At 37.7% G+C, this 11,765-nt stretch carries 15 protein-coding genes; 6 read left to right on the top strand and 9 right to left on the bottom strand.

The window, feature by feature from the left end:
* Nucleotides 1–75: 75 nt before the first annotated feature.
* The 7 genes from ACESTK_RS05960 to ACESTK_RS05930 form a co-directional block, all read right to left on the bottom strand.
* A complete protein-coding gene (locus ACESTK_RS05960) occupies nt 76–1,062 on the bottom strand; it encodes a DUF5688 family protein (RefSeq protein WP_373119141.1) in 987 nt (328 codons plus the stop codon).
* A 473-nt stretch (nt 1,063–1,535) separates the two neighbouring features.
* Nucleotides 1,536–3,140, bottom strand: coding sequence for a phosphoenolpyruvate carboxykinase (ATP) (gene pckA, locus ACESTK_RS05955; RefSeq protein WP_148461930.1), 1,605 nt, complete (start codon nt 3,138–3,140; stop codon nt 1,536–1,538).
* A gap of 477 nt (nt 3,141–3,617) precedes the next feature.
* Entirely contained in the window at nt 3,618–4,094 is a 477-nt protein-coding gene (locus ACESTK_RS05950; RefSeq protein ID WP_173719208.1) for a low molecular weight protein-tyrosine-phosphatase, read from the bottom strand.
* A 215-nt stretch (nt 4,095–4,309) separates the two neighbouring features.
* A complete protein-coding gene (locus ACESTK_RS05945; RefSeq protein ID WP_119235261.1) occupies nt 4,310–5,524 on the bottom strand; it encodes a site-specific integrase in 1,215 nt (404 codons plus the stop codon).
* Nucleotides 5,525–5,628: 104 nt separating this feature from the next.
* Nucleotides 5,629–5,850 carry an excisionase gene (locus tag ACESTK_RS05940; RefSeq protein ID WP_021650362.1) on the bottom strand — a complete coding sequence of 74 codons (222 nt, stop codon included), beginning with the start codon at nt 5,848–5,850 and terminating at the stop codon, nt 5,629–5,631.
* A 424-nt stretch (nt 5,851–6,274) separates the two neighbouring features.
* Entirely contained in the window at nt 6,275–6,547 is a 273-nt protein-coding gene (locus tag ACESTK_RS05935; RefSeq protein ID WP_015541278.1) for a helix-turn-helix domain-containing protein, read from the bottom strand.
* Nucleotides 6,534–6,971 carry an RNA polymerase sigma factor gene (locus ACESTK_RS05930; RefSeq protein WP_005426505.1) on the bottom strand — a complete coding sequence of 146 codons (438 nt, stop codon included), beginning with the start codon at nt 6,969–6,971 and terminating at the stop codon, nt 6,534–6,536. The genes ACESTK_RS05935 and ACESTK_RS05930 overlap by 14 nt, the downstream gene beginning before the upstream one ends.
* A gap of 504 nt (nt 6,972–7,475) precedes the next feature.
* Between ACESTK_RS05930 and ACESTK_RS05925 the strand changes: the two genes are divergently transcribed.
* Nucleotides 7,476–7,835, top strand: a complete 360-nt coding sequence (locus ACESTK_RS05925) for a helix-turn-helix domain-containing protein (protein WP_015524620.1) — start codon at nt 7,476–7,478, stop codon at nt 7,833–7,835.
* Between the two features lie 63 nt (nt 7,836–7,898).
* Here the strand turns inward: ACESTK_RS05925 and ACESTK_RS05920 are convergent, their stop codons facing one another.
* The gene (locus ACESTK_RS05920) at nt 7,899–8,234 is read right to left on the bottom strand and encodes a hypothetical protein (RefSeq protein WP_005426510.1); all 336 of its coding nucleotides are present in this window, start codon (nt 8,232–8,234) and stop codon (nt 7,899–7,901) included.
* Between the two features lie 171 nt (nt 8,235–8,405).
* Between ACESTK_RS05920 and ACESTK_RS05915 the strand changes: the two genes are divergently transcribed.
* The 3 genes from ACESTK_RS05915 to ACESTK_RS05905 all read left to right on the top strand — a co-directional run bounded on the left by ACESTK_RS05915 (nt 8,406) and on the right by ACESTK_RS05905 (nt 9,262).
* Nucleotides 8,406–8,669, top strand: a complete 264-nt coding sequence (locus tag ACESTK_RS05915) for a helix-turn-helix domain-containing protein (RefSeq protein WP_015541275.1) — start codon at nt 8,406–8,408, stop codon at nt 8,667–8,669.
* A gap of 94 nt (nt 8,670–8,763) precedes the next feature.
* Complete coding sequence (locus tag ACESTK_RS05910) at nt 8,764–8,937, top strand: hypothetical protein (protein WP_005426514.1); 174 nt, start codon at nt 8,764–8,766, stop codon at nt 8,935–8,937.
* Complete coding sequence (locus ACESTK_RS05905; RefSeq protein ID WP_019162149.1) at nt 8,924–9,262, top strand: type II toxin-antitoxin system RelE/ParE family toxin; 339 nt, start codon at nt 8,924–8,926, stop codon at nt 9,260–9,262. Before ACESTK_RS05910 ends, ACESTK_RS05905 begins: the two co-directional genes overlap by 14 nt.
* A 53-nt stretch (nt 9,263–9,315) precedes the next feature.
* Here ACESTK_RS05905 and ACESTK_RS05900 read toward each other — a convergent pair whose 3' ends face one another.
* Nucleotides 9,316–9,675 (bottom strand): MmcQ/YjbR family DNA-binding protein, encoded by a 360-nt coding sequence (locus ACESTK_RS05900; RefSeq protein WP_008703804.1) that lies wholly within the window; start codon nt 9,673–9,675, stop codon nt 9,316–9,318.
* 399 nt (nt 9,676–10,074) lie between these two features.
* Between ACESTK_RS05900 and mobC the strand changes: the two genes are divergently transcribed.
* Nucleotides 10,075–10,416 carry a plasmid mobilization relaxosome protein MobC gene (gene mobC, locus ACESTK_RS05895; RefSeq protein WP_373119133.1) on the top strand — a complete coding sequence of 114 codons (342 nt, stop codon included), beginning with the start codon at nt 10,075–10,077 and terminating at the stop codon, nt 10,414–10,416.
* Complete coding sequence (locus ACESTK_RS05890) at nt 10,365–11,744, top strand: relaxase/mobilization nuclease domain-containing protein (RefSeq protein ID WP_373119130.1); 1,380 nt, start codon at nt 10,365–10,367, stop codon at nt 11,742–11,744. Before mobC ends, ACESTK_RS05890 begins: the two co-directional genes overlap by 52 nt.
* Nucleotides 11,745–11,765: the final 21 nt, after the last annotated feature.

Here is an 11,765-nt window from a genome sequence, read left to right as displayed (position 1 = left end):
ATAAAAATCTCTGCCGAAAACACCCCTTGTGCAAAAAGGTCGACAAATGGCTCAACTTCACTTGTTTCTATTTGTTTATCCGTTCTCTTCACTATCAGTTTTCAACTTATTTAAATCAATAAATACTGTGCCTTTATACATCAGAAAATCTCCGGTCTCTCTACAATATCTGTATATTTTGTCCGTGAGAAAATCTTCTTCAGGAGTTGCCTCCCGCAAAGTTTCTCTCAAAACATTTTCAAGATCCTCCGGATAGGAATGATCAGCATTGTGGATCATCACTTCATGAATGCTCGTAAACACCATATAGAAATCTGCATCCATCAGATCTGCAAGCCTTTTGGCCACGCCTGGCAAGAATATTGCAACGGCGCCGTTTGTCCTTCTGGCAGTGCTCAGACAGCTCCCGATGCTGTCCCTTGTCAGATAGAATTCATGGTTCAGATCCATGAAGCATTCTCCATCATAATCTGGATTGTAGACCAGTTTTTCCCAATAAAAAATTCTGGGCGGCGAAATAAAATACGTGTTTAGAAGAGCTGCGTCAAAGACTGTCTTTTCATCCATTTCCCATTCTTTTATGTTATCAGTACGTATTTTCATACTGCTGATCCGGCCATCCAAATTTCCCACCTGCATGTATAGCACAAGTGCAATATCGCCCACTACGCGATATACTGCCTTCGACAGTTCCCGTTTATGGCGTTCTGCATTAAGTGCCCGGATAAAAAGATCATTTTTTACCTTTTCGTAGTTATTCAGATTTTTGGTTTTCTCAAAAAATCCAGCTGTTTTTAATTTACGTATTTCACTTTCCACTGTTTTTGCAATCTGTTCCAGAGAAACACCATTCTCATAGTCCTCAAAAAGCTCTTCCGTGTGAATTCCGCAGACTTCTTTTCCCACTGAAGACGCATTGCACTCTACAAACAGCCGGTCGCCGCTTGGTGTCATGCCATTCTCGTCCCGTTCTTCAAAGTAAATCTGCTTCTCATTAAGTCCAAGCCGTTCCATCAGAGACTGACGCAGACTCTCCACAAATACCTCATACTCTCTGCTCATATATAATTCCTTTCTTGGTAAAAACGGGCGAAATGCCCTAACGAATACAGACCTTGCTGTGCACTGCAAACGGTCCGTATTTGAAATAAAAGATGGAAGCAGATATTTAGAAATAGATAAGGCTTCCATTTGAGTTGCTGTATGGATAGTATATAAGATATGAATGTGTTTGTAAAGGATTTTCTATCGACAATTTTCCCTTGCAACAAAAGCTGTTATTACTGTTCACGACCTTCACAGCAGCACGCTTCGCGATGCACAGAAATCATGTTCACATGATTTCGCGCTGTAATTCTCGTATTTGCTTTAAACTTTGTTCACCAAAAAAACGCCTCGCGGGACGTTAACAGTGAATAGCAACAAGCTGTGGTGGTTGTTTTCTTCATTCATAGAAAACATTTTATAAATATTGCCAGTATAAACAACAAAGGGCCTGCCGTAAATACGGCAGACCCATAAATAATCTTAAATGATTATGCCTGAGGACCAGCTGCAACAAGTGCTTTACCAGCTGCATTTCCTTCATATTTCTTGAAGTTCTTAACGAAACGATCTGCAAGATCTTTTGCTTTAACTTCCCACTCAGAAGCATCAGCGTATGTGTCACGAGGATCAAGGATACCTGTGTCAACGCCTGTAAGCTCTGTAGGAACCTCAAAGTTAAAGAATGGAATCTTCTTAGTCGGTGCTGTTAAGATAGCGCCGCTGAGGATTGCATCGATAATACCACGAGTATCTTTGATGGAGATACGTTTTCCGGTTCCATTCCATCCTGTATTAACCAAGTATGCTTTTGCTCCGCTCTTCTCCATTTTCTTAACCAGCTCTTCAGCGTATTTTGTCGGATGCAGTTCAAGGAATGCCTGTCCGAAGCAAGCTGAGAATGTAGGTGTAGGCTCTGTGATTCCACGCTCTGTACCAGCAAGTTTAGCTGTGAATCCAGACAGGAAGTAGTACTGAGTCTGCTCTGGTGTCAGGATAGATACTGGAGGAAGTACTCCGAATGCATCTGCGGAAAGGAAGATAACATTCTTAGCAGCCGGTGCGGAAGAAATCGGGCGAACGATTTTCTCAATGTGGTTGATTGGATAAGATACACGAGTGTTCTCTGTAACGCTCTTATCAGCGAAATCAATCTTTCCTTCTGCGTCAAGTGTAACGTTCTCAAGAAGAGCATTTCTCTTGATTGCATTGTAAATATCCGGCTCAGAATCCTTGTCAAGGTTGATAACCTTAGCATAGCAACCGCCCTCGAAGTTGAACACTCCGTTGTCGTCCCAGCCGTGCTCATCATCACCGATAAGGAGTCTCTTAGGATCTGTGGAAAGTGTAGTCTTACCTGTTCCTGAAAGGCCGAAGAAGATAGCGGTGTTCTCACCGTTCATATCTGTATTTGCAGAGCAGTGCATGGAAGCGATGCCCTTAAGTGGCAGATAGTAGTTCATCATGGAGAACATACCCTTCTTCATCTCTCCGCCATACCATGTATTGACGATAACCTGCTCACGGCTTGTAATGTTGAACATTACAGCTGTCTCAGAGTTAAGACCTAATTCTTTGTAGTTCTCTACTTTAGCCTTGGAAGCGTTGTAAACAACGAAATCTGGCTCGAAGTCTTTCAGTTCTTCTTCTGTAGGCTGGATGAACATGTTTGTTACAAAGTGTGCCTGCCAAGCAACCTCAACGATGAAACGGATTGCCATACGGGTATCTTTGTTAGCACCGCAGAATGCATCAACTACGAAAAGTCTCTTGTCGGAGAGCTCTTTCTTAGCGATCTCTTTCACTGCTTCCCATGCTTCCTGTGATGCAGGATGGTTATCATTCTTATATTCGTCAGATGTCCACCATACGGTGTCTTTAGAATTCTCATCCATTACGATATATTTGTCTTTAGGAGAACGTCCGGTATAAATACCTGTCATAACGTTAACAGCGCCAAGCTCGCTGACCCGTCCTTTTTCAAAGCCCTCAAGACCTGGTTTGGTCTCCTCTTCAAATAACATTTCATAAGAGGGGTTGTAAACAATTTCTGTAGTTCCGGTAATACCATACTTTGTTAAATCGATTTTTGCCATCTTACACTTAACCTCTTTTCTCTAAAATGGAATTCATCTGCGAATGCAGATTTATAGCTTCAGTCCGCATCTCACCGTAATACATATCAAAGAATATTACTTGCGGTCACAGCCTCTATGGTACAAAACCAAAGGAATGGAACCGGATTGATTCCCTTTTTCCTTATCCTATATTATACATATCTGAGGGATAAAATCAACACAATTTTCCGTTTTTTTGTATTTTTGTTAAAGTTTTATCATATAGAAAACACGCCTCTGACATTTTATGAGACGTGTTTTCTAATGATATTTTTACTGCATTAGAACGTCATTGCGAAATTCTTAAATTGAGGTTATTGTAGTCCTGTTGAATAAAATTGTCACTAGAATAGGGAATAGAAAATGTTCAAAACGCACATTTTTGCATTGTTTTTTTTTGTTTTTACTATTTTTATTTCATCATTACGTTTATCATATTGCGTATACTCTTCCAACCTATATCTTCTCATTTTTCTCCAGATACGCAAGAAATCCTTCGCAGCCTTCTACTACATCTCTATAAGTAGATTCAAAATCCCCCGTATACCACGGATCAGCAATATCTCTGGGATTATCTGAATAATCCAGTAAGAGCTTCACTTTCCCTTCCGGATCCTTTCCTACAATTCGCAAGATATTCCGAATGTTTCTCTCTTCCATTCCCAGAATATAATCATATTTTCCATAATCTGCTTTGGTGATCTGTACCGCTCTTTTCCCCTCGCAGGAAATCCCATGCTTTGCCAATTCCCGCTTTGCCGGCGGATAAACCGGATTCCCGATTCCATTCCAGATTTCCTCCGTACTGGTGGCTGCAGACGCAATGTAAAATTTAGCCTTGATGCCTCGTTTCGTAACCATATCCTTCATAACGAATTCAGAAATTGGGCTGCGGCAGATATTGCCGTGGCAGACAAATAGCACACTTATCATTGCTTAAAACTCCTTGAAATGCTGTATTTACGCTGTTTACAGGCATTTTCCGATAATCTTCAATCCTGTCATTTTCCTGTATATCACAGCATAAATTCGTATATTTTCTTATCCAAATTTAGTAACTTCTTAGTAATAACCAGCCTGGAAAACAGGCTTTCTAAGAACCTTATAATCAGATTATTTTTAATTCTTTTTTCTATTATTTTATCATACTATGCCAGTTTTGCAATCCTATTCATCTCTTCTTTTGCATCAATTAATCCCAGATGCGTATATACATTTAACGTAACCCCTATATCAGAATGTCCCATTAAATATTGGAGTGCTTTCGGATTCATTCCAGCTTTCGCCATATTGGAACAATATGTGTGCCTGCATACATGAGGCGTGATCTTTGGCATTTGTTTCTCATGAGTACGATTATACTTTCCTAACGCCCATTGAAAATGTTTTTCCCAATGGAGTGCTACCTCAGGCATATCTTTTTTATCCAGGAATAGAAATCGACTATATCCATCTATAATCGGCTCAACCCTTACTTTTTTACGGTTTTTCACAATCTGTTCAAAACATTCATAAACTTCATCTGTCATCGGTAACATTCGTGTTCCACTTGAAGTTTTGGTATCTTCAATGACGTACTGCATTCCTCTGGTTCTCTGAAGCTGATGATTCACATTGATTTTTCTCTCCTGAAAATCAATATCTTTCACTGTCAATCCACAAAACTCAGAAATACGAAGTCCAGTCTTAAACAAAATAAACATTCCATTATAGTATTTTGAGTAATGGTCATCATTTCGGATAAACTCCAGAAATAACTCTTCCTGTTCTTTTGTAATTGCCTGTCTTGTAACACTGTCATTTACGACAACTGTACATAATTGAAATTCAAAAGGATTCTTGCGCAGTAAATCATCTTCAACTGCCATCTGAAATGCAGGTCTTACAATTCCACGCACACTGTGAATGGAACTGTATCCTCTTCCATCTGCTTGCAGCTTAATAAACCATGCTTTTGCATCCGACAATTTTATTTTATCTATTCTTCTGGTTCCGAATTCTTCTTTTTTTATTATATTGATCACAAAATCATAGTTCGCCTGAGTATTATGACGAACCCCCTTTTTTTGTCCAATATATTTTTGAACCAAATCCAAAACTGTTAAATTTCCTCCGTAAGGTACTATACCATCATGTAAATCTCTTTGGATATTTTTTTCTTTTTCCCTTAGAGCTAAGCATGGTCTGCATCCAGTTGGCAGAGAATCTGTTGGCTCTAATTTCCAACTATACAAAAACTTCTGCTTTCCATAACAATCTGTATATACAAACGCATATCTTCCATCTTTTCTCTGACTTTCTCCGTTTCGTAAAATTCGACCTTTTTTATCTCGTCGTTTTTGGTCACGTTTTGTTTTACCCAAACGTCTTCGCCCCTTTCTACGAAGAAGCCCTAGCACGATATAGGTATTATATCATACCAGGGCTAACGTTTCCACTTTAAAGTGCTAAATTGTTCGTATATTTTTTACAAAGACGTAGTCTGATCCAGAAAGGCCTCAAATTTCTTACGGTTAATCAATGACTTACACCCCACCTGGACTGTAAAGCAACATTCTGAATTTAGATGTTCCGAAATAAGCATCCTTATTTTCTTTTCACCTATTCCAAAATATTGCACTGCTTCATCCACCGTAAGCATATATTTTTCCCAAATTGGAATCTTACCTTTTTCAATTTTAATCGCCACTCTTCTCTCCTCCTTTTCTCTTTGGACAAAACATTTTTATCTGCCCATGACAATTTACAATTTTATACACTGTCATCGGCAGATAAAATTACAATACAGGTGGCAGTTCAGTACTCTGCCCACATCGGTTTTGCACCGTCATTAAATATGACCAGATTTTTTCTGGAAGTATCATTATCACAGATATGCTTCGTCGCCCTGTGCAGCTGCTACACATTTTGTCAAATTCTTCTCGCTCCATACCTTTACTTCAATGTTATATTTCAGCATTTCCTCGTATTTACTCCATTAACAGAGCAGATATATCATGGCGGATTTACCTAGTGGCTCTACATATCTTCACGTCCTGTATTTAAAACAATATACAATTTTCAAGGTACAAAAATTCCTGAAGGGGAAAAGGAATCTATATTAAATACTCCCTTTACTGATTACTTTTCCTTACATATGATTTCGTATCAAATCCCAAGGTCTTAGTAATCAGTTTTGCTTCCAGGCGTTGACGCAGAGTTTCATCTACACAGTAATGCACCTGTCCAAATTCGTCAAACATTTTTCTGGTAGCCAAAACTGTTATGTACCCTTCATAATGCTTCAACACTGCCTGGATTGCCTCAGTATCACCAGTTGATGCTGCCTCAATAACATGGAATGGCAGCAAATCAAATGCGCATTTCTGTTTTTTACTTTTTTTCATTTGCAGATTCCTCCATATTTTTTCTCATCAGTTCCAGTGATCGTCTACGATGCTCATTAATTGTGCTGCGTACAAGATTCATTTCTCTGGCAATGTCTGCATCACTCATATCCATAAAATATGATAATAACACAACATTCCTTTTCTTTTCAGTAAGTGTCTGCAGTGCTTCAGCAATCAATGCATCTTTGACTTCTATGTCGTAACCCAGGACCTGAAAACGATGTGTTTCCATTTCATGCTCATCCATTATAAAAAGTCTGCTCAACTCCTTTTCTGATAATTCTGACAACATCACTTCATACTTCTGGCGATATGCCATATGCTTTTCATAATTAATAACTTCACTTTTCAATGCCAGCTTGCACAGAGAATCAAACTGATGTCTGACTGTCTGCTCATCTTGAAAAGAGGATTGCTCCATAAGAGTTCACCTCCTTCCCCGCCGGTAGGCAATAAGCAAAGTTCTTGCTTCCCCTTCACACATATCCCAAACGGATGAGTGCATTTGTCGGGGTGTGGGAAGAAATTTTTAAAAAATTTCTTAATAAATACGAGAAAATTGTTTTTCCTGTATTTTGAGGTATATAAAAAACGTCCTAATGGGTAGTTTTTAGCCCATCGGACGCTATTTATATCAAAAGATAATATTTTGCCATCATTTTTTGTGGCATATAATTCACTTTTTGAGGTAAAGAAATTTATTTGCTTTTTTGAACTATTTATCTATTTCATCCGTCACGTAATGACGGATATGATACCAGACAATAAAATTCTTAATCTTTCCTATACCTCCGGATCTGTTTTACGGAAATTCAGAATTTTATATGTCTTTTAAAAAGTGAAATATCACCCTCTTTTTTAGTGAAATATTAGTTCATTTTCTTTCAATAAAGGGAACTATACACTAAACATGGAGGTGTATCATATGCCAAAACAAACAGATAAAGAACTGGGATTGTTTTTTAAGAACGCCCGACACGAGCAAAAATTGACTTATGAAGAATTAGCTGAAAAAGCAGAAATGTCCAGCCGATATTTAAAGGAAATTGAAAATGGGGGCCGAGTTCCCAGTTTTCATAAAATCAGAAAACTGGTACGCGCTTTAAATGTTCCTCCTGAACCATTGTTTTATCCAAACAATCATACAGATAATCTTGATTATCAACGCCTGCTCATGTACCTGTCAAAATGCAACGATGAGCAAATTACCGCTATCCTTGCCATCGTAGAAGCATACCTGCGCACATACAAAATTCCTACAGACCACGATAAACAAGATCCCTGAAATTCATTTGAATTCTATCTGAATTATTCTGAAGAAGCGGTATGGTTTCCCATACCGCCACTCTTAACGTGCATATTTTTCTATCATTCTCTTAACATTCGTGGATTTCTTTATTGCCCCTATATTAATAAGAAACTCAACTACATCCATCATTCCCTGGTAATAAGCCCGCTGCTCCTCTTCATAATGGAAATGTTCTAACTGATCCAGATATTTATTCCAGAAATTCTGCTCACGCTCTGGGATTTTTTCCAGATGTAGTGGCAGCTTCTTTTGTATTTGTTTCAAATTCTTCTCTGCTTCTTTCCATTCTTCCGGCTGTACTGTATATTCTCTTTCTCCGGAGTCACAGCGCAATTCCTCAAATAAATTCGATACTGCTTCATAAAATTCATTCATCTTCTTTCCACCTCTCATTAGAATTATTTCTCATTACAGGCAGCATTATCATTTTCTTATTTCAAAAATCAAATAAACTTTCCAAAAATTTCATCTTTAGAAGTATAGTAACAATATTTTTCCTTAAAATCAATAATAATACTTCATCTTTAGAAACTTTTGAGGATCAGAATGATTATTTATTGGGATAAAAAAACGAACAGTAAAAACAGAATAGGACAACGGGTAAAAGAATTACGAAAGGCTCATAATCTTACTCAGAAAACACTCGCTGCCAAATTACAACTTGCAGGATATGATTTTAATGATCTGGCAATCCTGCGAATTGAACAAGGCACACGTTTCGTTCCCGACTACGAAGTTGTCGCACTGGCCGAAGTATTTAATGTTTCCTGTGAATATCTTCTTGGTCTGACGGACGCTCCTGCAAAATAATTCAATTGTATTGCTGCCCATTCTATGCTAAACTATGGATAGATACTTCTGAACAACATACACTATTTATAAACCGTATGATTGGAGTGATTTCATGGAATTAACAAAAAAAGTCCCTACAACCGATAAAAACCAGGAAAACAATCATCTTCTCCGCATGTTAGACCGGGGAATTGATGATATGGAAGCTGGTCGTGAATTGCCACTGGAAGATGCTTTTCGCAAAATCACAGAATTAAGGGATGCACGAAGAAATGCAAGAATATAAAATTATTTTAACCTGGGAAGCAATTTACGATGTCACAGACATTGCAGATTATATTGAAGAAGAATTCGGCCAGCAACGTGCTGACCGTTTTCAATCTGATCTGAAAGAACAAATGCAGAATTTAGGCCAGTTCAGTACTGCCTTTCCCCGAACTCAAATTCTGTACAGAGGATATTCCATACATAAAAGATCTTTTCCGCCATCTATTATTTTTTATATTATAATGGAAGAAACAAAAGAGATTCATATTCTCCGAGTGTTGCGCCATGAACGAGATTGGGAAAATATCCTGTTGCAAAGATCAACTTATACATATCCAGAATGAATACCTGGGAGCCGATCAGAGATTTTTCTGAAAGGCTTCCTTTTTAATTTTAATTACTTCCCACTGTCAATTAAATCATAACTCATATCCAGAAAATCTAGCGTCTTAGCTTCACTAACAGATTCATCCAAAAGAATCGTAATCCAGTGTCGCTTATTCATATGATACCCCGGTAAAAATCCATACGTTTGAATTAACATCCCAACCAGATCAGGGTCACATTTTACATCCAGGATATTAATTTTTCCATCTTCTTCTAATCCCAGTGTTTTCTTTTCCACTGCCATAATTATAGCATACCATTTTCCATTTTTATGTCGAAGCACCGCAGAATCAGGATCTTTTTTCCATAAATATTCCGGTTCCGTTCCATATTGCTCTTTCACATATTGAAAAATTTCCTCACGTTTCAAATTTATCCCTCACTTACGATTTCTTGCTCTGATTATACGCTATCAGGATTATATTCTCAACCACTTCTCACAGTTCCATTTATGTTTTATAGCTTTTGCATAGCCTGCTTTGCAGGCTACACCCCAAAAGAAGCAAGCACTGCCAGTGTCATGACAACTGGCTCATTTTGTCAAATTCCCTTTCCGGTTCATTCTACCAAAATGTATCAGGGAGTATCCCTGGCCCTCTCATATTTTATAATTTCTTAATTTGACGCTTTCACCCAGTCCTGTTAAAATAACTTACAGATACATCTGTCCAAACCAACAAAAAACCAAGTACCATAACTGTCATAGCCGAACTGGTTAGACAGTTTTTTTGTACTCTTTTTATAGAAAAAAACGAATTGGAGGATTTCAATGAGCAAACGTACCAGAATTCATCCCGTACAATTTTATTTGAATGATGACGAACAATACATTTTAGAAGAAAAATATCGTCTTTCCAGGATGAAAAGCAAATCTGCCTTTCTACGGAAAATGATCTTATATGGATTTGTATATGAAGTAAACTACTCTCATATCCGAAAAATGAATACCCTGCTGGGCAATATCAGCAGCAATTTGAATCAGATCACCCATCGTATAAACAGTACCAATACAGTTTACCCAAAGGACCTGGACGATATAAAGGAGTTAATGGAAAAAATATGGCAGTTACAAAAATCCATGGTATCAAAACAACCGTTGATAAAGCAATAGAATACATCTGCAATCCAGATAAAACTGACCAGAAACTATATATTTCTTCCTTTGCCTGCTCTCCTGAAACAGCAGTTCTTGACTTTAAATACACTTTGGATCACACACATGACTGCCGAGATGCGCATAATGCAAATAAGGCATTTCATCTGATTCAGGCATTTTCCCCTGATGAAGTTTCCTATGAGGAAGCCCATCAGATTGGCAAAGAACTTGCGGATCGCTTACTGGAGGGAAAATACTCCTATGTTCTGACAACACACACTGATAAAGGTCATGTACATAACCATTTGATTTTCTGTTCTGCAGATAATATCACTTTTTCTCATTATCATGACTGTAAAAAGAATTACTGGAAAATACGAAATCTCAGCGACACTTTATGCCAGGAACATAACCTGTCCACAATTATGCCAGATGGTAAAAAAGGAATGAAATACAATGAATGGGCTGCAAATAAATCTGAATCCAGTAAAAAAGCGCAGCTGCGAAAAGATATCAACCAGACAATCCGAATCATTTCCACTTATTCAGAATTTCTTACATTTATGGAAGCTAAAGGATATGAGATAAAAAACGCAGAATTTGGCGAAAACAGCAGGAAATACATTACCTTTCGTTCTCCCGATATGTCCCGTCCAGTGCGTGGAAGTGCTAAATCTTTAGGAAAAAATTTTACCAAGGAACGTATCAAAGAACGCATTAATAATAAGCTTCACAGAACTACTGTTCCTTCTGTTCGTAATAAGTTAATAGACACCAACACTCCCAATATAGCAGGAAACATTGGACTTCAGAAATGGGCAAATAAGGAAAATTTAAAAATTGTCTCTGCTGAATATAACAAGATGCTCACACATAATCTACATAATTTTTCAGAACTTGAAGACCGCATAGCCTTGTTACATATGCAGCAAAAAGAGGTAAATACCTCTGTTGTTTCTCTCGAGTCTCAGATACGTCATCTTCGAGAAATGCTGAAATATGCCGAACAATATCAGAAAAATAAAATTTACGATAACCATTATAAAAGTTCCAAAGATCCGGATCGTTATTTCCGTAAATATGAATCTCAAATTATTCTTTTCGCTGGTGCTGAACATATGTTACAGGAAAATGGTATAGACCTGAAACATCTTAATTCCAATAAGTTACAAGAGCAAATTGCAGATCTTATTTCCAGAAAGGAATCACTAAATACTCAATACGTTTCCTTTAAGCAAGAAATAAAAGAGTTGGAATTGATACATCAAAACCTATCCAAATATCTCAAACAGGATGCTCCTGAAATACAAAGATCTTCTCATAACCAACTCCTTTCTTTGTAAAACCATAATAATAGGCAGCGA

This window comes from Ruminococcus sp. Marseille-P328 (assembly GCF_964249465.1).
Classification (GTDB): domain Bacteria; phylum Bacillota; class Clostridia; order Lachnospirales; family Lachnospiraceae; genus Blautia_A; species Blautia_A faecis.
This window is presented reverse-complemented; position numbering and strand designations above follow the sequence as displayed.